We start from the raw sequence: 21,484 nt of genomic DNA on the forward strand, positions 1-21,484 counted from the left end.
GTCAGCCCTTGTTGGCGCCGAGGGTGAGGCCGCTGACGAACTGGCGCTGGAGGGCGAAGTAGACGATCAGGGTGGGGATGGCGGTGAGCAGGGCGCCGGCGGCGACCAGGTTGGGGTCGGTGAAGTACTGGCCGGAGAGGTTGTTCAGCGCCGAGGTGATCGGCATGTTCTCGCCGGTGGAGATCAGCACGATGGCCCAGAAGAAGTCGTTGTAGATCCAGATGGACAGCAGGGTGGCCAGGGCGGCCATCGCCGGCTTGCACAGCGGCAGCACGATCTGCCAGTACAGCCGCCACACGGAGGCGCCGTCGACGAGGGCGGCCTCGGTCAGCTCGTGGGGCAGCGAGCGCATGTAGTTGCTGAGCACAAAGGCGCAGAAGCCGGACTGGAACGCCACGTGGATGAGCACCAGGCCGAGGGCGGAGTCGTAGAGCTTGCCGCTCATGGTGATGCCGGGCAGGTCGATCAGCAGGTACAGCCGGTACAGCGGGGTGATGATGACCTGCTGCGGGAGCAGGTTGCCGGCGGTGAACACCAGCAGCAGGAACAGGTTGAGGCGGAAGTCGAAGCGGCTGACGTAGAAGGCGACCATCGACGACAGCAGCAGCGTCAGCAGCACCGCCGGGACCGCGATCAGCAGGGTGTTGCCGAAGTAATGCAACATGTCCGACTGCTGGAAGGCGTTGGTGAAGTTGTCGAGGGTGAGCTTGTCCGGCCAGGAGACGTAGCCCTTGGTGCTGGTCTCCGCGTACGGGCGCATCGCTGCGAGCAGCGCCCACAGCAGGGGCGCGAGCCAGGCCAGCGCCGTGACGACGAGGAAGGTGTGCAGCAGGATCCGGGCGGGGCGGATCGGGGTGCGCTGCTTGCGCGGGGCGCCAGAGTTCAAAGGGGCGGCGTGAAGCGCCACGTTCAGGGTGGTGGTGGGCGACGGGTGGGAGCTCATGCGCGCCGCTCCTTCCGGAAGGTGGCGATCAGGTAGGGGATGATCACCGCGAGGGAGATCACCAGCAGGACGACGGCGATCGCGGAGCCGTATCCGATGCGGCTGGACTCGCCGATGATGTTGTTGGTGACCAGGATGGAGAGCAGTTCGGTGCCCTGGGCGCCCTTGTTGAAGACGAAGACCAGGTCGAAGGCGCGCAGCGCCTCGATGATCGTGACGACCAGGACGACGGTGTTGGTCGGGCGCAGGGTGGGGAAGATGACGTTCTTGAACGTCTGCCACTCGCTGGCGCCGTCCAGGGCGGAGGCCTCGCGCAGGGCGGGGTCGACGCTTTTCAGGCCGGCCAGGTAGAGGATCATCATGTAGCCGGCGTGCCGCCAGGAGGCGGCGATGAGCACGGCCCACAGATTGAGGTCCGGGTCGCCGATCCAGTCGATGTAGTGGCCGGGCTTGTTGGCGCCGATGATGCTGTTGATCAGGCCCGTGTCGGGGTTGTAGATCAACTGCCAGACGAACCCGATGACCGCCAGCGACATCACGACCGGCAGGAAGAACGCGGTCTGGTAGACGCGGCTGAAGCGGATCTTCTTGTCCAGCTGCACGGCGAGGAACAGGCCGAACGGGGTGGGCAGCAGGATGAGCACCACGAACCAGATCACGTTGTGCTCGACGGCGGGCCAGAACTGCGGGTTGCTGGTGAACAGTTCCCTGAAGTTCTGCAGCCCGACCCACTTGATGGAGTCGAAGCCGATGCCGTCCCAGGTGGTGAAGGCCAGCGCGATCGAGGCGAGGGCCGTCAGCCACACCAGGGCGACGTGCAGGATCGTGGGCACCCCGGCCATCAGGCCGAGTGTGATGCGGTCGCGGCGGGTGAGCAGACGCCGGTGTCCTTGGGGCGTCTTGGCGGACGGGGACGTGGGGCCGGGCCCCGGAGCCGGCGGGGTGGCCGGCTCCGGAGCCTTCGCGGGGGTGGCAGTCATGTCGGATCCGAGTCGTCGAGTCTCCGTTCGGTCAGGAGGAGGCGAAGATCGTCTTCTTCTGGCGTTCGATCGACGAGAGGATGCTGTCGATGTTCTTCGGGTTGCGGACGAAGTTCTGCAGCGCCGGCTGCATCACCGTCGACGTGAAGTCCGGCCGGGAGTCGCGGTCCATGAACTGCGTCAGGCTCTTGGCGCCGGAGATCATCTCGTAGGACTTCTTCTGGAGCGCGGTGTACGAGGATGTGTCGGCCTTGGTGGAGGCGGCCACCACGCTGGAGTCGGCCTTGAGGTAGATCTGCTCGGCCTCGGGCGTGCCCAGGTACTCCAGGAGCTTGACGGCGCCGTCGTGGTTCTTCGGGGCCTTGGAGAGCATGAAGCCGTCGGTGGGCGCCTCGACGGTGTCCTGCCCGAACTGCGGGTCGATCTCCGGGAAGGCGAAGAAGTCCAGGTCGTCCAGGTCGGCCTTGTTGGTGAACTGCTGGCCCACGAAGGTGCCCAGGAGGTACATGCCGGCCTTCTTGGCCACCAGCGTCTGGGCGGCGTCCTGCCAGGTGCGGCCGACCGCGCCCTCCTGGTGGTAGGGCAGGATCTCCGTCCAGTGGTCGAAGACCTTGCGCACCTTGGGGTCGGTCCAGGAGGCCTTGCCGGCCATCAGCTCGACGTGGAAGTCGTAGCCGTTGGTGCGGAAGTTGATCTGGTCGAAGGTGCCCATCGCGGGCCAGGCGTCCTTGTCGCCGAAGGCGATCGGGACCAGCCCGTCCTTCTGCATGCGCTTGCACAGGGCGACGAAGTCGTCCCAGGTGGTGGGGACCTTGTACCCGTGCTGGGCGAAGACGCTCTTGCGGTAGAACACCGCCCACGGGTACGTGTACAGCGGCACGAAGTAGTACTTGCCGTCCGCGCCCTTGCTGAGCTTCTGCATCGCCTCGGGGAAGTTGCCGCCGATCTTCTGCCACACGTCGTCGATCGGCGTGGCCAGCTTCTTCGCCGCGAAGAACTGCATGCGGTAGCCGGCGAACCAGGTGAACACGTCGTCGGGCGTGCCCTGCAGGTAGGAGTTGATCTGCTCCTGGAACGTGTTGTGGTCCTTGGTGTTCACGTCGACCTTGATGCCGGACTTCTTCGTGAAGGCGGCGTAGATCTCGGCGAACGCCTTCTTCGGCACGGCGTCGGACGAGTTGGAGCCGAGACTGACCGTCTTCGGGTCGGCGGACGAGCCGCTGCCGCCGCAGGCGCTCAGCAGGGGTATCCCGGCGCCGAGCAGGGCCGCGCCGCCCACGCCGCGCAGCAGGGTGCGGCGGCTGGGGGCGGGGAGGGAGAATCCGGAGGGAGAGAGGTCGTGCATGAACGGCTCCTGAAGGCAGGGTTCGGCCACGAGGGTGCGGCGTGAAATCCAGTCGCAATCGACCAGAAATCAACTTGACCGAACACGGTGGCGCAATGACAGCCGCATGTCAGGTCATGCGTCAAGAGCCGTCCCGTTCATTTGTCGAAACGTGACCGTCCCGTGAAGACGGCGGATCCGGGAGCGCTCAGAGGGACCGGGAGCGGCTGTACACGGCAGCGAACCTGCCGCGGCGGCGACGCCGCAGCTGCCGGTGCCCTCTGCTCGCGGGGGCGCGGCCGTCCAGCTGGATCCAGATCCGCACCTCGGTCCCGCCGAGCACCGAGGAGCCGATCCGTACATCCCCGCCGGTGGACTCCGCGAGCCGGCGCACGATGTCCAGGCCGAGCCCGGTCGAGCCGTCATTCCCGGAGCCGCGGCCCCGCGCCATCGCCGACTCGGGGTCGGGTATGCCGGGGCCGGCGTCGGAGACGAGGACGATCACCGCGTCCTCGCCGTTGTGCAGGTCGACCGCGAAGGCGGTGCCCTCCGCGGTGTGCCGGAAGACGTTGCCGAGCAGCGCGTCGAGCGCGGCGGCCAGGTCGGCGCGGGCCACGGGTATGCGCACCGGCCGGTCGGCCCCGGCCATCCGCCACTTGCGGCCCTCGTCCTCCGCGAGCGCGGACCAGAACGCCATCCGCTCCCGGACCACCTCGGCCGCGTCACATCCGGCGCCCGGACCGGCCGCGACCGTCTGCGGCTTGGCCTCCCGGGCCGTACGGATGATGGTGTCGACCTCGCGCTCCAGCTGCTCGACCGCGGTCCGGGTCTGGTCGGCGGCGGGTCCCTCGCCGAGCGAGGCGGTGTTGAGCCGCAGCACGGTCAGGGGCGTCCGCAGCCGGTGGGACAGGTCGGCCGCCAGCTCCCGCTCGTTGGCGAGGAGCTGGACGACCTGGTCGGCCATCGAGTTGAACGCGACCGCCGCGAGCCGCAGTTCGGTCGGGCCCTCCTCGGGCACGCGTGCGCCCAGCCGGCCCTCCCCCAGGTCGTGCGCCCCTTCGGCCAGATGTTGCGCGGGCCGGACCATGCGCACTCCCAGCCGGTCGGCGACCGCGACCGAGCCGAGGATCAAGGCCACCCCGACCGCGGCGAGCACCGCCCAGGCCGTGCCCACGCCGTTGGTGACCTCGGACTCCGGCACGTACACCTCGACGACCGCGATCTTGCCGGTGCTGAGCGCGACCGGCTGGAGCAGCGTGGAGCCGCCGGTGACGCCGGTGGTGGAGGCGCGGCCCAGCTTCCGCACGGCCGCGATGTCCTCGGCGGCTGCGCGCCGCCGCCCCAGCGCGAGGGCCTCCTGGCCGTCGCCCGCCGGGAGGTGCACGGCCATCCCGGCGTCGGAGCCGGCGGAGGCGACGACCCGCTCGAGCTGGTCGCGGTCGGTGGTGATGGACAGGGCGGGGGCGACGGCCGCGGCCTCCCGCTCGGCGCCCGAGAAGGCGCGGTCGCGGGCCATCTCGCGGATGACGAGCCCGAGCGGCACCGCGAAGGCGACCACGACCATGGTGGTCACCGCCAGCGACACCTTGACCAGGGCCCACCTCATCGCGGCGCCTCCGCCCCCGGTGGTTCGAGCTTCACACCGACGCCCCGCAGGGTGTGCAGATAGCGCGGGTTCGCCGCCGTCTCGCCCAGCTTCCTGCGCAGCCAGGACAGATGGACGTCGATGGTCTGGTCGTCGCCGTAGGACTGCTGCCAGACCTCGGCGAGCAGCTCCTTGCGGCGGACGACGACACCGGGGCGGCGGGCCAGGAAGGCGAGCAGGTCGAACTCGCGGCGGGTGAGGTCCAGTCGCGCGCCGTCCAGCTCGGCCTGGCGGCGCAGCGGGTCGACGGTGAGGCCGCCGACCCGGATCACCGGGGACGGCTCCCCTTCCCCGGTACCGGTGCGGGCGCGGCGCAGCACGGCCGCCATACGGGCAGACAGGTGTTCGACCGAGAAGGGCTTGGTCAGGTAGTCGTCCGCCCCGGCGTTGAGCAGCCGGACGATCTCCGTCTCGTCGTCCCGGGCCGTGGCGACGATCACCGGCACGTCCGTGATCCCGCGCAGCATCTTCAGGGCCTCGGACCCGTCGAGATCGGGCAGTCCGAGGTCCAGGATCACCACGTCGAAGCGGACATGGGCGACCTCGCGCAGCGCCTCCAGCGCCGTCCCGACACTGCGCACGGTGTGTGCGGCGTCGGTCAGGTGCCGGATCAGCGCCGAGCGTACGAACTGGTCGTCCTCGACCACGAGCACACTTGCCATGCGCCGCACCGTACGCCATCTCGAACAGCCGGGTGGGGGCCTGTGGACAACTCCCCGCTCGGGGGCAACATGGGTCCGCACGGCCCGGATTGCGGGCAACATGGGTCCGCGCAACCCGGATTGCGGGCAACGCGTGGGACCCGTGAGGCAGTATGGCCCGCGATGCGCAGAGGACTCGTACACGTACTGGCCTGGCTGCTCGCCACGGGCGCGGCGGTCACGCTGTCGTGGTGGGGTGTCCACACGGTGATGGCGGGAACGGCCTACGACCCCCCGCGCGCCCTGCCCATCAAGGCCGCCGACGTGTCGACGCAGGAGCCGACGGCTCTGGCCACGCCGCCGGAACGGACGCCTCCGCCGAAGCGGCGGAAGCCGAGCACGCCTCCGGCGTCCACGTCCGGGAAACCGAGCCCCGCCTCCACGGCCTCGCCCTCACCCTCACCCTCGCCCAGCGCCGCCTCCGCCGCCTCCGGCCGGGTCGAGAGCTATGACACCGACGGCGGCCGGGCGGTCTTCGACCTGGGGAGGACCTCCGCCTCCCTGGTCTCGGCGACGCCCGGGTCGGGCTGGTCGATGCAGGTGTGGAAGACGGAGTCGTGGATCCGCGTGGAGTTCGCCTCGGGCGCGGACCGGGTGTCGGTGTTCTGCACCTGGCACGACGGTCCGCCCCGGGTGGAGATCGGGACCTACTGAGTGCCGTACGCGGTCATCTGAACACCGACGCGGGCGGTGCGGGCGACGCCACCGCCGCGAGGTCCGTGACGGGCGCGGCCCCGCCGGTGAAGTCGGTGAGCGCCCTGCCGTGCTCGACGCGGGCGGGGTGCGGGTCGGAGGCGGCGAGGCGGGTCAGTTCGGCGACGGGCAGCGGGTGGTCGGAGGCGACCAGGACGGCGTTGCCGAAGCGCTTGCCGCGCAGCACCGCCGGATCCGCGACCAGCGCGAGCTGCTCGAAGCGGGCGGCGGCGGTGGCGATCTGGCCGCGCAGGTGGGCGAGCGGTGGTCCGTCGGCGAGGTTGGCGGCGTAGACACCGCCGGGCTTGAGGGCCCTGCGCACGTCGTCGAGGAACTCGGTCGAGGTCAGGTGGGCCGGTGTCCGGGTCCCGCTGAACACGTCGGTGATGACGAGGTCGGCCCAGCCGTCCGGCACCTTGGCGAGGCCGTCGCGGGCGTCGGCGGACCGCACCCGGATGCGCGCGTTCGGGTCCAACGGCAGCGCGCGCCGGACCAGTTGGACGAGGGCACCGTCCCGTTCGACGACCTGCTGGGTGGAGCGGGGCCGGGTGGCTGCGACGTAGCGGGCGAGGGTGAGCGCGCCGCCGCCGAGGTGTACGGCGTGCAGGGGCCGGCCGGGCGGGGCGGTGAGGTCTATCACGTGCCCGAGGCGGCGCTGGTACTCGAAGGACAGGTAGGACGGGTCGTCCAGGTCGACGTGCGACTGCGGGGCTCCGTCGATCACCAGGGTCCAGGCCCGGGCCCGCTCACGGTCGGGGATCAGCTCGGCGAGCCCGCCGTCGACGCTCTCGGCGACCGCCTCCGCTCCGGCCTGTCTGCGCCGGCCGCCGCCCTTGGACTTTCCCATGGGCTCATTATCAGGGCGGGCCGCTGAGCGGGGCGTACACTCCGGCGGCCCGGCATCGGGTGCCTCAGCGGCGGCTGTCCGCTGCCTTGATCATGCGGGCGGCCTCACCCAGGGCCTGGCGCAGCACCGCGGGGTCCGTCGCGAGGTCCGCCTCGCCGGGCGGCAGCAGCCAGTCCGAGCCCTCCACGGGAGGCTCGGGCGCCAGGGTCGGTCCGCGTCCGTCGACCTGCGTGCAGGTGCTCCCCGGCAGGTCCCACGCGGCGGCCGTCCCCGGCGGCACCAGGAAGCCGAGGGTGCCACCGCCGTCGTCGTGCAGCACGGGTCCTACCGCGTCCCCGGGTCCGCGCCGCAGGATGTCGACCGCCTCCAGCCCTTGTCGTGCCGGCACCGTCACCACATCGCAGCCGACGGCCGGTGCGCCCGGCGGTCTGCTCGGCTGCGTACGAGGATCGTTGATCCGGCTGGTCTCCATCCCGGCCTCCACCACGAGAACCCCTGCTTGGACGAGCGGTCGGGAGTCGGGGGCCTCCCGGTCCGCAGGATTCAACGCGGTGGAGCGTCAACGGCTACGGCGGAAGTCAGCCGCAAAGGATGGCACTTCATGGCAGATCAGGGATGAGATATCCGGTTTGTAGCCAAACCCAGCGTGGTGGCTTCATCACAGCAGGTACGTTCTTGCCCGCCGGACACGGGGCAGACCATGTGGACAACTCGCTACAGGTCACCTCGAATCCGGCATGGTTCGACGGTTCGCACGAGAGGACCCGGCCATGGCGTCGTCAACGCTGACCTCGTCTCGACCCGACCGGCCACCACGGCCGAACGCCGCCTTCCGGCGACTGCGCGGACAGCGCTCGCCGGCCGAGTTCGCCGCGGCGATCCGCCGGGCCGGGCTCGAGATCGGCGAGCAGGTCAGCTGTGACGCGCGGTACATCGGCCGCGTTGAGGCGGGCGAGATCCGCTGCCCCAACTACGCGTACGAACGGGTGTTCCTGCACATGTTCACAGGCCGCACGCTCACCGACCTTGGGTTCGCGCCCCGCTCATCGGTACGCGGACGCCGGGCGCGCGACACCGGGGACGCGCCCCTGGCGCGCACCACGAGCTCGGCGAGCGCCACGCGTGAGACCAGCGGGGCGGGCGAGCCGTATGAAACGCAGAACCCGTACGACCCGCACCACCCGCACGACACCTACGAGGAGAGCGACGTGCTACGTCGCGCGTTCATGACCGGCGGAGGCGCCACAGTGGCCGCCGCCTCACTGGGGCCTGTCGGCCTCGCCCTCGACGCCGCGGCGGCACAGCGCCCCGTGCGGCGCGCCGGGGCGAGTGACGCGGGTGCCCTGGAAGAAGCCGTCCGCCGGATCCGGCTGCTCGACGACCGGCACGGGGCCGACGGTCTCTACCGTCGCGCCGCCGCCCCGCTGCGTGCCGCCTACGCCCTGCTGGACGCCGGGGCGACCCGGCAGACGACGGCGGAACGGCTCTACTCGGGCGCCGGTGAACTGGCCATCTCCGTGGGCTGGCTGGCCCACGACTCGGGGCGCTTCGACGACGCCCGCTCCCACTACGCGGAGGCACTGGCGACCGCCCGGATAACCGGCGACCCGGGCCTGGAGGCGCACGCCTTCTGCAACACGGCGTTCCTGGCGCGCGACGCGGGCCGGCCGCGCGAGGCGGTCCGGGCCGCCCAGGCCGCGCAGCGCGTCGCCCGGCCGGTGGGATCGGCCCGGCTGATGTCGCTGCTCGCCCTGCGCGAGGCGGGCGGCTGGGCGGGACTCGCCGACCGGGTGGGCTGCGAGCAGGCACTCGCCCGGGCGCAGGCCTTCTTCGAACGGGGTCCCTCGGACGCCGACCCCGAGTGGATGAGCTTCTACGGGGAGGCCGAACTGGAGGGTCTGGAGGCGCAGTGCTGGTCCACGCTCGGCGACTGGCCCCGGGCGGCCCGGCACGCGCGGCGGGCGGCCGAGCTGCAGGACCCGCACTTCACGCGGAACATCGCCCTGTACACGGCGGAGCTGGCGGACGACCTCGCACGCGGGGGCCGGCCGGACGAGGCGGCGGTGGCGGGGATGCGGGTGCTGGATCTGCTGGCGGAGGTCCAGTCGTCCCGCGTCCAGACGATGCTGGCGGCCACGGCCCGGGTCCTGCTGCCGCACCGCAGGGCCTCCGGGGTGTCGGCGTTCCTGGAGAGGCACGCCTCGTCCCCGCGGATGACCTAGACGAGGTGCCCCAGGTCGTTCCAGCTCTCGATGGCCGGCTCTCCATAGGCCCAGCCCAGCACCGACAGTGACGTCGGGTTCAGCCGTATCCGGGCCGCGAAGTCGATCGGCAGGCCCAGCCACCGCGCCCCGATGGAGCGCAGGATGTGCCCGTGGGCGAAGACCAGGACGTCGCGGTCCTTCGAGCGGGCCCAGGAGACCACCTCGTCGGCCCGGGCCGTGACCTCGGCGAGCGTCTCTCCGTCCGGGACGCCGTCGCGCCAGATCAGCCAGCCGGGTCGGACGGCCTGGATGTCCGCGGGGGTCATGCCCTCGTACGCCCCGTAGTCCCACTCCAGCAACGCGTCCCAGGTACGAGCGCGGTCGCCGAAGCCGGCCAGCTCGCAGGTCTCCCGCGCGCGTGCCAACGGGCTTGTGCGCACCTCGACGCCGGCCAGACCCTCGTACGGCGCCCGGTGCAGGCGCTCGCCGAGCAGCTTGGCGCCACGCCGGCCCTCCTCCAGGAGCGGCACGTCGGTCCTGCCCGTGTGCTTGCCGGACAGGGACCACGCGGTCTGTCCGTGGCGGGCCAGCAGGATGCGCGCGGCCATGGGGCACCTTTCCGGAAGAACAACGCAAGGGGAACTCCTCCATCATCGCGCACGCCCGCCGCGGGCAACCCGGGGGGCGATCTCTGCGTCTTTGAGGGCCGGAGGCGCCCCCCGGGGTGGGCGCACACACCGTAAAGTGGCACGGCCGACCGGGCTACGCGTGATGACGAAGGGGGAGGACGATCGGATGCCGCACACCGATACACCGGGCACCGAGGCGGCCCCCGCGCCCAGGCCACGCTGGTGGACCGAGCTGCCGCTGATCCTGCTGGTGTACGGGTGCTACTCGGCCGGCCGGCTCCTCGCCCGCGGTGACGTCTCCGGCGCCGTCGACAACGGTCTGTCGATCCTGCGCTTCGAGAAGGCGCTGTATCTCAACTTCGAGCACCCGCTCAACCGCCTCTTCACGCGCGAGGCGTGGATAGGCATACCCGCCGACTTCTGGTACGCGTCGCTGCACTACCTGGTCACACCGGCCGTTCTGGTGTGGCTCTTCCGTTCCCGCGCCGTGCGCTACCGCGCCGCGCGCACCTGGCTGATGACGTCCACCCTCATCGGTCTGATCGGCTTCACGCTGCTGCCGACCTGCCCGCCCCGGCTCCTCGACGCGAGCCACGGCTTCGTGGACACGATGGCGCAGTACAGCTCGTACGGCTGGTGGGGCGGCGCGGCGAGCGCGCCGCGCGGCATGGGGGACATGACCAACCAGTACGCGGCCATGCCGAGTCTGCACGTGGGCTGGGCCCTGTGGTGCGGTGTGATGCTGTGGCGCTTCGGCGGTACGCGCCTGGCGAAGGCGGCCGGTGTCGCCTACCCCCTGATCACGACGATCGTGGTCATGGGCACCGCCAACCACTACTTCCTCGACGCGGCCGCGGGCGCGGCCGTCATGGGCGTCGGGCTGCTGCTGGCGCCCTTCGTGATGCGTACCGCGGACCGGGTCAAGGCACGGTTCGTGCCGTCCGCCGCACCGGTCGCGGCGGACTCTTCCGCCGCAGGTTCCTCGATTGTCAGTGCCGGATGCCAGACTTCCGCGGGTGAGCGAATTCCACGGCAGCGCGAGTCGGTCGGAGCGGGAGCCGAGCCGGGTGCCTCCCCCAAGGACGCGGGGGACGGCGCTCCGGCACCGGCTCGCTGAGCTGCGCGGCCCGGACGTACCCGCGAAGGCACTGGACGCGCGCGCTCTGGCGGCGCTGGCCGCCAACCCCGGTTGTGCGCGGCGCGCGATCCTCGACGGCGCCGGGGTGAACAAGGCGGCGCTGGCGAGCGCGCTGGGCTCGCCGTCGGCTTTCGGGCAGTCGCAGTTCGCGCTCACCAGAGGCAACGCCTTCGAGGCGAAGGTCAAGGCCGACGGCGGCGCCGAGCTGCTGCGGCTGGTGCACGAGAAGCTCGACCGGTCCGCCGAGCCGCCCGCACAGGCGCGCGTGCCCGACCTGACGGCGATCGGCCCTCAGGGGCGCACGGCCCGTACGGAGCTGGAGCTGCGGGAGGCCGCCGCGCACCCGGGCGCGTGGACATTGCTCGACCATCCGATGCTGGCGCTGGACGTCGCCGGCTCCCCCGCGTTCCTGGAGCCGGACGCGGTGGTGGTGCACCCGGACGGCAGCTGGACGGTGGTGGAGATCAAGTCCTTCCCGCTGCTGGACGGTTCGGCGGACCCGGCGAAGGTCGGGGCGGCGGCCCGGCAGGCGGCGGTGTACGTGCTGGCGCTGGAGGAGGTCGCGGCCCGTCTGGACCCGGCCCCGCGCGTGCGGCACCGGGTCCTGCTGGTCTGCCCCCGGGACTTCTCCAATCTGCCGGCCGCGTCCGCCGTCGACGTCCGCAAGCAGCGGGCGGTGACGGCCCGCCAGCTGGCCCGGCTGACCCGAATCGAGGACATCGCCGACGCGCTCCCCGCGGGCACGTGCTTCTCGCCCGAGCTGCCCGCCGAGGACCTGGCGGCGGCCGTGGAGTCGGTCCCGGCGACGTACGCGCCCGAGTGTCTGTCCGCGTGCGAGCTGGCCTTCCACTGCCGGTCCCGGTCCCGCCAGGAGGGCGCGGTGACCACGCTCGGGCGTCCGGTGCGGGCGGAGCTGGGCGGTCTGACGACCGTGGAGGACGTCCTCGCCGCGGCGCGCGGCGAGGCGGGCGATCCCGACGACCCGGCCGTGGCGGCCCTGCGCCGGGCGGCCGCCCTGCGCGCCGAGGCGCTGGAGGCGGCGTGTCGCTGATCTCCACCCTGGCCCGCCTCGAAGCCGTCAGCGCGGGCCGTGCCCAGCCCGCCGCCACCGTCCGGCACCGGCATCTCGGCGACCGCCCGCTGGTGTTCGTGCCGCTGACCACCGCCGGCGAGGCCGGTGCCCCGCTCGGCGCGCTGGTCGGCACCGACCGGGACGCGCCGCGTCTGCTGGCCGTCCCGCAGCCCCGTGACCGCGACCTCAGGTTCGCGTTCCTGGCCGAACTGGCCGACATCGTGCTGCCGTACGTCGACGCGTACGCCGAGACCGTGGAGGCCGCCGAGCGCACCGAGACCGACCCGGAGACCGGCAAGCGCGTCAAGGTCGAGGTCGACCTGTGCGCGGACGCGCCGCAACTGATCGTGCCGAGCCGGGCGGGCATCGACCTGGTGCGGTTGCTGGGGCGCTCGATGCGGTTCCGGCGTACGGCCGAGCAGGATCCGGAGGCCCCCTTCCCGGCGCCGCCGCGGGTGCCGCTGCTCGGGCGGTGGCTGACGCACTTCGGGGAGCGGGCCCGGGTGCCCGGTTCCTCGCTGCTGCTGGCGATGACCGACGTGCTGGGCCGGCACTGGGTGACCGGGCAGTCCTCCCTGGAGGACCAGCACCTGGGGGCGCTGCTCGCCTGGATCGACCCGCCGGAGGGCACCACCGGGGCCGAGGCCGCGCTGCGTGCCGAGCTGGAGCGGGACGCGCAGGGCCAGCTGACGTGCCCGCCGGCCGGTCCGGCCACCGACCCGGCGTTCGACAACAAGCTGCTCGCCCCGGCCATCGAACGCTACGACCGTGCCCGCACCGCTCTGGCCGCCGCCGAGGACGGACTGGAGGCCGACGACCGGCTCGGGGCGCTGACCGCCGCCGAGCGGGAGATCCGCGACCTGGTCCTCAGCCGCACCCGGCCCACCTGGGACGCGGTCTGGCGGGGTCTCGACCTGCTGCGGGAGCTGCCCGAGGGGGCGCGGGTCGAGGAGCGGTGGACCCGCGACCGCTGGTCGTTCACCGGCCACCGCGACCGCGTCCTGGCCGGCGAGCCCCCGCAGCCGCGCCGCGACGACGCGGTCACCGCGGCGAACAAGCTCGCCACGCGCGAGCGCGAACAGGCCCGGCTGGAGGCGCAGGAGGCCCTCGACGACCCGCTGGTGATGGCGGGTCGGCGGCTGTCCGGGGAGGCGTTCGCGGGTGAGGTCACCGACGTCGTGATGGCCTACAGCGACGGCAAGCGGCCCAGCCCCCGCCCCCTGGTCACGGTGCGCACGGACGACCGTCCGCATCTCGGGGAGCGGACGAAGGTGTACCGGTCGCTGGGCGGGAAGCCGCAGTCGGCGGAGTTCGTCGCGGACGAGGAGGACGGCGCGTGCGTCGTGCTGCGGATCCTCGACAAGATGGGGCGCGGCAAGGAGCCCGAGCCCGGGTCGGTGCCGGACAAGGGCGACCGGGTCTGCTTCACGCTCTTCGAGCACGAGCAGCGGGGCGGCGCGAAGCTGCCCGACCCGGAGGAGACGCCGTGGACGCACGGCGGGCCGCCCGGTGAGGCGGCGCTCGAGGCCGCCGACCCGGTGACCGAGGAGGATGTGCTGTGACCACGATCTCCGACCCCTCGGCCGCCGCGGCGCAGGCCACCGACGCGATCCTGCACGACACGCTGCACGGCACCGCGCGCGGTGTCGTCGTGGACTCCCCGCCGGGGGCGGGCAAGTCCACGCTGGTGGTCCGCGCGGCCCTGGAACTGGCCGAGGCGGGCCACCCGTTGATGGTGGTCGCGCAGACCAACGCCCAGGTCGACGACCTGGTCCTGCGGCTCGCCGGGAAGAATCCCGAGCTGCCGGTGGGCCGGCTGCACAGCAGCGACTCCGACCCGTACGACAAGGCGCTCGACCAGCTGGAGAACGTACGCAAGTCGGCCAAGGCGGCCGACCTCGCCGGACTGGCCGTGGTGATCTCGACGGCGGCGAAGTGGGCGCACGTCAAGGTCGACGAGCCGTGGCGGCACGCCATCGTCGACGAGGCGTACCAGATGCGGTCCGACTCGCTGCTCGCGGTGGCCGGGCTGTTCGAGCGGGCGCTGTTCGTGGGCGACCCGGGGCAGCTCGATCCGTTCGCGATCGTGGGCAGCGAGCAGTGGGCGGGTCTGGCGTACGACCCGTCGGCCTCGGCGGTGACGACCCTGCTCGCGCACAACCCGGACCTGCCCCAGCACCGGCTGCCGGTCTCCTGGCGGCTCCCGGCCTCCGCGGCGCCCCTGGTCTCGGACGCGTTCTACCCGTACACGCCGTTCCGCAGCGGCACCGGCCCCGGCGACCGGACCCTGGCCTTCGGCGTGCCGTCGGACGGCTCGGGCCCCGACCGGGTGATCGACGAGGCGGCGGCGTCGGGCTGGGGCCTGCTGGAACTGCCCGCCCGGCACACTCCGCGCACGGACCCGGAGGCGGTCCGGGCGGTGGCCACGGTCGTACGGCGGCTGCTGGACCGGGCGGGTGCGGCGACCTCGGAGCTCCCCCGAGCTCTCGGCTCCGCTCGAGCAGAGGGGACCCCCACCCCGGTCCCTTCCCCCCTCACCGCCGACCGGATCGCCGTCGGCACGGCCCACCGGGATCAGGCGGCCGCGGTCCGGGCGGCCCTGGCCGGCCTCGGCGTCACCGACGTGATCGTGGACACGGCGAACCGGTTGCAGGGCCGCGAGTACGACGTCACGGTGGTCCTCCACCCCCTCTCCGGCCGTCCCGACGCCACGGCCTTCCACCTGGAAACCGGCCGCCTCTGCGTCCTGGCCTCCCGCCACCGGCACGCCTGCATCGTGGTCTGCCGAGCGGGGGTGACCGACCTGCTCGACGACTATCCGTCGACGGAGCCGGTGCAGCTGGGAACGGTGGTGAAGTTCCCGGACGGCTGGGAGGCCAATCACGCGGTGCTCGCGCATCTGGCGGAGCACCGGGTGGCGTGGCGACCGTGATCTGGCCGGAACTCGGCGTGTCCCGGACGCCCTGACGAACACCGGGTGGTGTGGCAGCCGTACCCACCACCGCGATGCCCACTTGCGCGCCCGCGAGACAATGGACGGTGGCCCACTCCACCGGGAGGGTCAGCGCGACGTACGAGGAGGAGAAGACATGGCGGAGCCCACGCCGCGTCGGAACGAACCGCGGCTACGCCCCGCGCCCCTGCTCTTCGAGCCCGCGGAGGCGGCCTCCGACCCTGAGCACTTCTTCGACCTCGAGTCGATCGACGACCCCAGGGCCCTGCTGGCCCGGGCGACGGAGCTGACGCTGGCGTTCCGGGCCGCGGCGGACCGGGCGGTGGAGTTCCAGGCGATGGCGGCGGCGCAGCTGGCCGATCCGCGGAGGTTCGACCGGCTGACGACGGCGGACATCGCCGAGCGGGCCGAGTGGACCGAGGACTACGCCAAGAAGATGGTCGAGTTCGGGCGGGACCTGATGCGGGGCGGCGCCGAGGGCCGCGGGCCCGGCGACACCGCCTGACACGGCCCCGCACCGGCCCTTGCCGATCATCTGGCATATGCCAGGCGGGCAAGATACTCCCTCCTACCCCCTCCTGTCCCGATTTCCCGCAACCCTCGGAAACCGGGCGCTCACGGCGGGTAGACCTGCATGCCATGAGCAGCGCATGGAACGCCTCCGATGTCACCCTGGACGGGGCCGCCTGGCTCGCCTCGGCAGGAACGTATCCGCGAAGCACGCTCGCCCTCTGGGAGGAGCGGCCGGACGCGCCCGTCGTGCTGCCCTGCGGGTCGGTCTTCGACATGGTCAGCGCGCCCGCGATGTTCGGCCGCCGGATGCTCGACCGGCTGTGGGACGACGGCCCCGGCTCGGGGCCGGTCGCGGAGTTCCGGGGCCGGATGCTGCTGTTCGCCGCCCCGGGGACGGCTCAGCGACTCCCCGCGCTGCTGGAGTGGGAGGAGTGGGGCGCACGGGACTGCCGGGAGACCCGCCGTACGGACGCGGTGCCGCCGCTGCTGTGCCACGGCACCGGCGACGCGGTGACCGTCCCGGCACCGTCGACGAGCGCCTCGCCCACCGGGCCGGGGTCCGGCCGGGCCGCCGCCCCTCCGCGCTCCGCCTCCCGCTGGCTGGTCGCCCCGGACACCCGTCAGCCCTGGCTTCCCGGCCCCGAGGTACTGCTCTGGGCGGCCGTCCGGGCGGCCCGCTCCGCCGTGCGGATTTCGATTTTTCCTCCCGCCGACCAGGGTGCTAAGGTCTACGACGTCAGCAGGCGCCGCTAGCTCAGTTGGTTAGAGCAGCTGACTCTTAATCAGCGGGTCCGGGGTTCGAGTCCCTGGCGGCGCACCGACCGGAAGGCCCCTCGCGCGAGCGGGGGGCCTTCCGCATGCCCCGTAGAGGCCCGTCAGCGCCCCACCGCGATCTTCACGGTCCAGGCCCCCGCAGCCGTACGCCCCTCCACTTTCACTCGCACCTCCTCCCCCGGCACGGTGAAGCTCTCCCCGATGCCGATCGGCGCGTCCGCGAGGGGCGGGTAGACGGAGTCCTCCCAGCACGCCTCGGTGTGCGGGTGGGCGTCGATCACCTCGATGGGCCCGCCCCCGGACTGCTCCCCGCCCCGCACCCGGTACACGAGCACCCCCTGCCGGCACGCGGCCACGTCGTTGCCCACCGGCCCCCGCGCCTCGAAGGCGAGCACACTGTCGGGCCCCGTCCGCACCACCGCGAGCTTGGTGCCCCGCCCGAGACCGAAGGCCTGTGAGCCCCCGGTCCCGGTCGACGGCCCTCCGGGCCCCGCCGCCAGCGGCTCCAGGGTCAGCCGGGCGGGCCCGGCGTCCTGCACGCACCGCACCTGCCGCGGGTTCAGCCAGCCCAGCTTCCACTTGTGCCAGGCGAAGAGGTCGGGCGCGAGTCCGAACTGGCTGCCCATCAGGTCCCAGTCGCCGACGTGGGTGTCCCAGTCGCCCTTGCCGTCCACGGGCCGGTGGTACAGGTCGGGCAGGTCGAACACGTGCCCGGTCTCGTGGGCGAGGACCAGCCGGTCCGGCGGGTGCTGTTCGAACACCGTGACGACCCGGCGCAGGTCGGTGCCGTCGGCCCGCAGCGGGCTCGTCAGGTTCACCACCTTGGTCGCGTCGGAGTCCACGCCGGGCGCGTCCGGGTCGGCGACGAAGTACACGACGTCGTAGCGCGAGAAGTCCACCTGCGGGTCGGCCACGGAGAGGGCGTCGCGCAGGTACGCGGCCCGATGCTCGGGGCTCCAGTCGCGCTGTATGTCGTACGCGGTGGACGGCCTCGGCATCCGGATCCAGTGCCGGAGCGGGTGCGGGCGCAGGGTGAAGCGACCATAGGAAGCGCGTTCGAAGAAGCGGGTGGTGGCCGGGAAGTGGTCGGCGGTCAGCTCCTGCGGGGTGGTCAGCGGGTGGGAGTCCGGGAAGGACAGGAAGACCATGACCGCGTCCAGTGCCCGGGCCGGGCGCGGATAGGCGTCGTTCCACGTGTCCAGGCCCTCCGAGTGGTGGGCGTCGGTTCGCGTCAGGGCGCAGGGCGCGGCCGAGTCGGGCCCCGCGGCCGAGTGGCCGGTGCCGAGGGAGGTGGCCGCGAGCGCCGACATGGTGGTGAACACGGCCGCGGTGCTGCGCAGTCGGGCGCGCGGAAACGGACGCGGCACGGGTACCTCCGGGTGCGGTTCGCGGGACACCGCACCCAGCCTGTGGTGATTTGTCGTACCGCGCCCTGTTTGCCTGCACCGGTCGGGTGAAAGGGCCGAAAAATCGCGGAAGCCGACACCCCCGAAGCACTCACAGAACGTCACAACTGGTCGGGGGCCTGAAGAAGCCGTCCAGGTGCGCGCAGAAACGATCTGGCAGAAGGGCCGGTTGGCCGGGAAGACTGGACACCGGCTGGAAGGCCCTGGGGCCAGCCTCTATGATCGGCACACTTTCCTGACCTTTCCTGCACGGACAGAGATCGAATACATGCGGGAGCGAGCGGTGAGCGGAACCTCCGAAGGGCCGGCGCCCGCGGCAGACCTGGACCGGCCGGTCGTCACAGAGAGTGAGATCGACACGTCTCCCCGTACCGAGCCCCCGTCCCGGCCGCCCTACCGCTCCGTCTTCACGGCCGCCCCGCTCGCCATGGCCGTCGTCGACCGCGAGGGCACGGTCGTCAGCGCCAACGACGCGCTCGCCGCGCTGCTCGGCGGCAGCCGGGACGAGCTCACCGGGTCCGTCGCCGCCGACCTGGTCGACCTGACCTCCGACGCCCGCACCTGGCACGCCTACCGCGAGGTGCTGCGCGGCAGGCAGTCGCGGCTGCGCTGCGCGCGCCGGCTCAAGCACCCCGACGGGCACTCGCTGTGGGTGCAGGTGACGGTGGCCCCGCTGCCCGACGAGGACAGCGGTGTGCTGCTGTCCGTCGCCGACATCAGTGCCCGCCGGGAACTCCAGGCGCGGCTGCGGCACTTGCAGATGCACGACCCGGTGACCCGGCTGCCCAACCGCACGCTGTTCTTCGAGCGGCTGTCGGCGGCGCTGGAGGCGGAGTCGTACGAGCAGAGCGGCACGGGCCGGATCGGGCTGTGTTACCTGGACCTGGACGGCTTCAAGGCCATCAACGACACCCTCGGCCACCGTGTCGGCGACCGGCTGCTGGCCGCCGTCGCCGAGCGTCTGACGCGCTGCGCGGACGAGGCCGGCCATTCACGCACGAGCATCCCGCTGGTGGCCCGGCTCGGCGGTGACGAGTTCGCGCTGCTCGTCGAGGACTCCACGGGCACCGAACAGCTGGCCGAGCTGGCCGAGTCGGCGCTGCGGGCGATCCAGGACCCGTTCGACATCTCCGGCCAGCGGCTGTCGGTCTCGGCGTCGATCGGTGTCGTGGAGCGGCACGCGGCCGGCACCACCCCCACCGCGCTGATGCAGGCGGCGGACACGACGCTCTACTGGGCGAAGGCCGACGGCAAAGCCCGCTGGACCCTGTTCGACCCGGAGCGCAACGCCCACCGCATGACCCGCCAGGCCCTCGCCTCCACGCTCCGGCCGGCCATCGACCGGGGCGAGTTCCAGCTGGAGTACCAGCCGCTGGTCGGCATGGAGGACGACCGGCTGCACGGGGTCGAGGCGCTCGTCCGCTGGAATCATCCTCAGTTCGGCGTACTGACGCCGAATCGGTTCATCGGACTTGCGGAAGAGGACGGTTCGATCGTCCCGCTGGGCCGCTGGGTGCTGCGCACGGCCTGCCGGCAGGCTCGCCGGTGGCAGCTGGACCATCCGGACGACCCGCCGATCTTCGTCAGCGTGAACGTGGCGGTGCGGCAGGTCTGGGACTCGGACCTGGTGGCGGACGTGGCGGAGACCCTGGCCGAGACGGGACTCGCGCCGCACCTGCTCCAGCTGGAGCTCACGGAGTCGGCGGTGATGGGCTCGGCCGGCAGGCCGCTCCAGACCCTGAAGGCCCTCAGCGACATGGGGGTCCGCATCGCCATCGACGACTTCGGCACCGGCTACTCGAACCTCGCGTACCTGAGCCGGCTGCCGGTGTCGGTGCTGAAGCTGGACGGATCGTTCGTGCGCGGCTTCCAGTACGACGACCGGGAGGCGGCCGCCCGCGCCAACCCGGCCGACGAGGTCGTCGTCGAGGCGATGATCCAGCTCGCGCACCGGCTCGGGCTGACCGTCACGGCCGAGTGCGTGGAGACCTCGGCACAGGCGACCCGGCTGCGCAGCATCGGCTGCGACACCGGACAGGGCTGGCTCTACTCCCGTCCGGTGCCGCCGGATCGCATCTCCGAACTGCTGGGCACGCAGGACGTTCAGGCGGAGGCGGGCGTCGGCAACCCGTAGGCGCCGGCGATGAGTTCGTAGGAGCGGACGCGGACGTCTCCGCCGTGCGCGTTGGCCGTGATCATCAACTCGTCGGCGCCGGTGCGCTTGTGCAGGTCGTCCAGGCCGGAGCGGACCTCGTCGGGGGTGCCGTGGATGACGTTGGCGTTCCAGGAGTCGACGAAGTCGCGCTCCATGGGGCTGAATTCGTGGGCCTCCGCCTCTTCCGGGCTGGGCACGAGGCCGGGGCGGCCGGTGCGCAGCCGGACCATGCTGAGGGCGGCGGCCAGCACCTGTCGGCGCGCCTCCTTCTCCTCGTCGGCGGCGAGCGCGGAGACGCCGATGAGGGCGTACGGCTCGTCGAGCACGGCGGACGGCTGGAAGGACTCGCGGTACAGGTCCAGGGCCGGGACGGTGTTCTGTGCCGAGAAGTGGTGCGCGAAGGCGAAGGGCAGCCCCAGGGTGCCGGCCAGGCGGGCGCTGAAGCCGGAGGAGCCGAGCAGCCAGACCGGCGGGCGGTGCGGGGACTGGACGCCGCCGGGGGACGTGGCCTGGACCGGGCCGGGGACCGCGTGGATGCGGCGGTACGGGTGCCCGTCGGGGAAGTCGTCGTCGAGGAAGCGGGTCAGCTCGGCGAGCTGCTGCGGGAAGTCGTCGGCGCCCTCGCCCAGCCGTTCCGTGCGGCGCAGGGCGGCGGCCGTGGCGCCGTCCGTGCCCGGGGCGCGGCCGAGGCCGAGGTCGACCCGGCCCGGGGCCATGGCCTCCAGTGTCCCGAACTGCTCGGCGATCACGAGCGGGGCGTGGTTGGGCAGCATCACACCGCCCGAGCCGAGCCGGATGCGGTCGGTGTGCGCGGCGAGGTGGGCCAGGATCACGGCCGGGGACGAGGAGGCCACGCCCGGCATGGAGTGGTGCTCGGCGACCCAGTAGCGGTGGAAACCGCGGTTCTCCGCGAGACGGGCCAGGTCGACGCTGGTGCGCAGGGCGTCGGAGGCGGTGCGGCCGGCCCCTACGGTGACCAGGTCCAGTACGGAGAGGGGGACGGGGGCGCTGCCCTGTGCTGCGCCGCGTATCTCGTCTGCCGCCACGGTGGGGTGCCTCCTGCTGTGGGCCGTGTGCTGTCGTTCCGGCTCTAACAGGGGACAGTCTCCGGTTATTCCCGGCCACTGCGCCCGGGGCCGTCAGGCGGCCTGCTCCCAGTCGCTCCGGGCGCTGCCCTGCGGGGGTGGCCGGTCGGCCTTCTCGCGGGCCCGCAGGACGGCCCATGCGAGGGCGCTCGCGCAGGTGAGCCACCAGGGCAGGAGCCACACGACACCCCACCAGCCGGCCTGGGGATCGAGGAAGGCGTCCACGGCGGCGGAGGCCATGGCCGCGGCCAGGCTCCAGCACAGCAGGCGCCCGGACAGCTGGACAGCGCTTGCAGAGGATCTGAACGGGCCCGGTTCGGCCATCGGGGAGTCCTTCACGGCACGACTGGCAGCGGACGTGGCCAGTGTGCACGGGATGGACGACGGAAGGGGAACGCGCTTTCGGTCAACCCAAGGGCCGT

20 protein-coding genes and 1 tRNA gene are annotated in these 21,484 nt (G+C 72.4%); 10 read left to right on the forward strand and 11 right to left on the reverse strand.

All coding sequences use genetic code 11. From position 1 onward, the window contains the following. Position 1: 1 nt before the first annotated feature. From ACIRDU_RS05840 to ACIRDU_RS05860, 5 genes are all read right to left on the reverse strand, one after another. Positions 2-943 carry a carbohydrate ABC transporter permease gene (locus ACIRDU_RS05840; protein WP_403574934.1) on the reverse strand — a complete coding sequence of 314 codons (942 nt, stop codon included), beginning with the start codon at positions 941-943 and terminating at the stop codon, positions 2-4. Next, positions 940-1,923, reverse strand: a complete 984-nt coding sequence (locus ACIRDU_RS05845; RefSeq protein ID WP_403574937.1) for a carbohydrate ABC transporter permease — start codon at positions 1,921-1,923, stop codon at positions 940-942. Before ACIRDU_RS05845 ends, ACIRDU_RS05840 begins: the two co-directional genes overlap by 4 nt. 31 nt (positions 1,924-1,954) lie before the next feature. Further along, the gene (locus ACIRDU_RS05850) at positions 1,955-3,268 is read right to left on the reverse strand and encodes an ABC transporter substrate-binding protein (protein ID WP_403574940.1); all 1,314 of its coding nucleotides are present in this window, start codon (positions 3,266-3,268) and stop codon (positions 1,955-1,957) included. Between the two features lie 187 nt (positions 3,269-3,455). Continuing rightward, positions 3,456-4,853, reverse strand: a complete 1,398-nt coding sequence (locus tag ACIRDU_RS05855; protein ID WP_403574943.1) for a sensor histidine kinase — start codon at positions 4,851-4,853, stop codon at positions 3,456-3,458. Beyond that, positions 4,850-5,554, reverse strand: coding sequence for a response regulator transcription factor (locus tag ACIRDU_RS05860; RefSeq protein ID WP_403574947.1), 705 nt, complete (start codon positions 5,552-5,554; stop codon positions 4,850-4,852). The genes ACIRDU_RS05855 and ACIRDU_RS05860 overlap by 4 nt, the downstream gene beginning before the upstream one ends. A gap of 162 nt (positions 5,555-5,716) precedes the next feature. On the opposite strand from ACIRDU_RS05860, the gene ACIRDU_RS05865 reads away from it, so the two are divergent. Continuing rightward, entirely contained in the window at positions 5,717-6,247 is a 531-nt protein-coding gene (locus ACIRDU_RS05865) for a hypothetical protein (RefSeq protein ID WP_403574950.1), read from the forward strand. Positions 6,248-6,260: 13 nt separating this feature from the next. Here the strand turns inward: ACIRDU_RS05865 and ACIRDU_RS05870 are convergent, their stop codons facing one another. Further along, positions 6,261-7,133, reverse strand: coding sequence for a spermidine synthase (locus ACIRDU_RS05870; RefSeq protein WP_403574953.1), 873 nt, complete (start codon positions 7,131-7,133; stop codon positions 6,261-6,263). A gap of 64 nt (positions 7,134-7,197) precedes the next feature. Then, positions 7,198-7,605 (reverse strand): hypothetical protein, encoded by a 408-nt coding sequence (locus ACIRDU_RS05875; protein ID WP_403574956.1) that lies wholly within the window; start codon positions 7,603-7,605, stop codon positions 7,198-7,200. A 298-nt stretch (positions 7,606-7,903) separates the two neighbouring features. On the opposite strand from ACIRDU_RS05875, the gene ACIRDU_RS05880 reads away from it, so the two are divergent. Further along, the gene (locus ACIRDU_RS05880) at positions 7,904-9,355 is read left to right on the forward strand and encodes a hypothetical protein (protein WP_403574959.1); all 1,452 of its coding nucleotides are present in this window, start codon (positions 7,904-7,906) and stop codon (positions 9,353-9,355) included. On the opposite strand, the gene ACIRDU_RS05885 is transcribed toward ACIRDU_RS05880, so the two are convergent. Next, positions 9,352-9,945 carry a histidine phosphatase family protein gene (locus ACIRDU_RS05885; RefSeq protein ID WP_403574962.1) on the reverse strand — a complete coding sequence of 198 codons (594 nt, stop codon included), beginning with the start codon at positions 9,943-9,945 and terminating at the stop codon, positions 9,352-9,354. The genes ACIRDU_RS05880 and ACIRDU_RS05885 overlap by 4 nt on opposite strands. Before the next feature lie 187 nt (positions 9,946-10,132). On the opposite strand from ACIRDU_RS05885, the gene ACIRDU_RS05890 reads away from it, so the two are divergent. The 7 genes from ACIRDU_RS05890 to ACIRDU_RS05920 all read left to right on the forward strand — a co-directional run bounded on the left by ACIRDU_RS05890 (position 10,133) and on the right by ACIRDU_RS05920 (position 16,459). Beyond that, positions 10,133-11,083 (forward strand): phosphatase PAP2 family protein, encoded by a 951-nt coding sequence (locus tag ACIRDU_RS05890; protein WP_403574965.1) that lies wholly within the window; start codon positions 10,133-10,135, stop codon positions 11,081-11,083. After that, complete coding sequence (locus ACIRDU_RS05895; protein ID WP_403574968.1) at positions 11,034-12,155, forward strand: hypothetical protein; 1,122 nt, start codon at positions 11,034-11,036, stop codon at positions 12,153-12,155. Before ACIRDU_RS05890 ends, ACIRDU_RS05895 begins: the two co-directional genes overlap by 50 nt. Further along, complete coding sequence (locus tag ACIRDU_RS05900) at positions 12,146-13,738, forward strand: hypothetical protein (RefSeq protein WP_403574971.1); 1,593 nt, start codon at positions 12,146-12,148, stop codon at positions 13,736-13,738. The genes ACIRDU_RS05895 and ACIRDU_RS05900 overlap by 10 nt, the downstream gene beginning before the upstream one ends. Then, a complete protein-coding gene (locus ACIRDU_RS05905) occupies positions 13,735-15,108 on the forward strand; it encodes an AAA family ATPase (RefSeq protein ID WP_403574974.1) in 1,374 nt (457 codons plus the stop codon). The genes ACIRDU_RS05900 and ACIRDU_RS05905 overlap by 4 nt, the downstream gene beginning before the upstream one ends. A 157-nt stretch (positions 15,109-15,265) precedes the next feature. Continuing rightward, on the forward strand, positions 15,266-15,634 hold the full coding sequence (locus ACIRDU_RS05910; protein ID WP_403574977.1) for a hypothetical protein: 369 nt from the start codon (positions 15,266-15,268) through the stop codon (positions 15,632-15,634). 134 nt (positions 15,635-15,768) lie between these two features. Beyond that, the gene (locus ACIRDU_RS05915) at positions 15,769-16,395 is read left to right on the forward strand and encodes a bifunctional DNA primase/polymerase (RefSeq protein WP_403574980.1); all 627 of its coding nucleotides are present in this window, start codon (positions 15,769-15,771) and stop codon (positions 16,393-16,395) included. Beyond that, positions 16,386-16,459 (forward strand) — tRNA-Lys (locus ACIRDU_RS05920). Before ACIRDU_RS05915 ends, ACIRDU_RS05920 begins: the two co-directional genes overlap by 10 nt. Positions 16,460-16,517: 58 nt before the next feature. On the opposite strand, the gene ACIRDU_RS05925 is transcribed toward ACIRDU_RS05920, so the two are convergent. Then, positions 16,518-17,783: a M6 family metalloprotease domain-containing protein gene (locus ACIRDU_RS05925; RefSeq protein WP_403574983.1), complete on the reverse strand. Its 1,266-nt coding sequence runs from the start codon at positions 17,781-17,783 to the stop codon at positions 16,518-16,520. Between the two features lie 307 nt (positions 17,784-18,090). On the opposite strand from ACIRDU_RS05925, the gene ACIRDU_RS05930 reads away from it, so the two are divergent. Next, entirely contained in the window at positions 18,091-19,956 is a 1,866-nt protein-coding gene (locus ACIRDU_RS05930) for a putative bifunctional diguanylate cyclase/phosphodiesterase (RefSeq protein ID WP_403574986.1), read from the forward strand. Here the strand turns inward: ACIRDU_RS05930 and ACIRDU_RS05935 are convergent. Next, the gene (locus ACIRDU_RS05935; protein ID WP_403574989.1) at positions 19,926-21,023 is read right to left on the reverse strand and encodes an LLM class flavin-dependent oxidoreductase; all 1,098 of its coding nucleotides are present in this window, start codon (positions 21,021-21,023) and stop codon (positions 19,926-19,928) included. The two genes, ACIRDU_RS05930 and ACIRDU_RS05935, sit on opposite strands and share 31 nt — an antisense overlap. A 93-nt stretch (positions 21,024-21,116) precedes the next feature. Beyond that, entirely contained in the window at positions 21,117-21,386 is a 270-nt protein-coding gene (locus ACIRDU_RS05940) for a hypothetical protein (protein ID WP_403574992.1), read from the reverse strand. Positions 21,387-21,484: the final 98 nt, after the last annotated feature.

The organism is Streptomyces sp. NPDC093598 (assembly GCF_044764825.1).
In the GTDB taxonomy this organism is placed as follows: Bacteria; Actinomycetota; Actinomycetes; order Streptomycetales; family Streptomycetaceae; genus Streptomyces.

Coding starts and splice junctions, on each gene's coding strand:
- ACIRDU_RS05840 (WP_403574934.1), bottom strand. CDS start 943: ATGAGCTCCCACCCGTCGCCCACCACCACCCTGAACGTGGCGCTTCAC.
- ACIRDU_RS05845 (WP_403574937.1), bottom strand. CDS start 1,923: ATGACTGCCACCCCCGCGAAGGCTCCGGAGCCGGCCACCCCGCCGGCT.
- ACIRDU_RS05850 (WP_403574940.1), bottom strand. CDS start 3,268: ATGCACGACCTCTCTCCCTCCGGATTCTCCCTCCCCGCCCCCAGCCGC.
- ACIRDU_RS05855 (WP_403574943.1), bottom strand. CDS start 4,853: ATGAGGTGGGCCCTGGTCAAGGTGTCGCTGGCGGTGACCACCATGGTC.
- ACIRDU_RS05860 (WP_403574947.1), bottom strand. CDS start 5,554: ATGGCAAGTGTGCTCGTGGTCGAGGACGACCAGTTCGTACGCTCGGCG.
- ACIRDU_RS05865 (WP_403574950.1), top strand. CDS start 5,717: ATGCGCAGAGGACTCGTACACGTACTGGCCTGGCTGCTCGCCACGGGC.
- ACIRDU_RS05870 (WP_403574953.1), bottom strand. CDS start 7,133: ATGGGAAAGTCCAAGGGCGGCGGCCGGCGCAGACAGGCCGGAGCGGAG.
- ACIRDU_RS05875 (WP_403574956.1), bottom strand. CDS start 7,605: ATGGAGACCAGCCGGATCAACGATCCTCGTACGCAGCCGAGCAGACCG.
- ACIRDU_RS05880 (WP_403574959.1), top strand. CDS start 7,904: ATGGCGTCGTCAACGCTGACCTCGTCTCGACCCGACCGGCCACCACGG.
- ACIRDU_RS05885 (WP_403574962.1), bottom strand. CDS start 9,945: ATGGCCGCGCGCATCCTGCTGGCCCGCCACGGACAGACCGCGTGGTCC.
- ACIRDU_RS05890 (WP_403574965.1), top strand. CDS start 10,133: ATGCCGCACACCGATACACCGGGCACCGAGGCGGCCCCCGCGCCCAGG.
- ACIRDU_RS05910 (WP_403574977.1), top strand. CDS start 15,266: ATGGCGGAGCCCACGCCGCGTCGGAACGAACCGCGGCTACGCCCCGCG.
- ACIRDU_RS05915 (WP_403574980.1), top strand. CDS start 15,769: ATGAGCAGCGCATGGAACGCCTCCGATGTCACCCTGGACGGGGCCGCC.
- ACIRDU_RS05930 (WP_403574986.1), top strand. CDS start 18,091: ATGCGGGAGCGAGCGGTGAGCGGAACCTCCGAAGGGCCGGCGCCCGCG.
- ACIRDU_RS05940 (WP_403574992.1), bottom strand. CDS start 21,386: ATGGCCGAACCGGGCCCGTTCAGATCCTCTGCAAGCGCTGTCCAGCTG.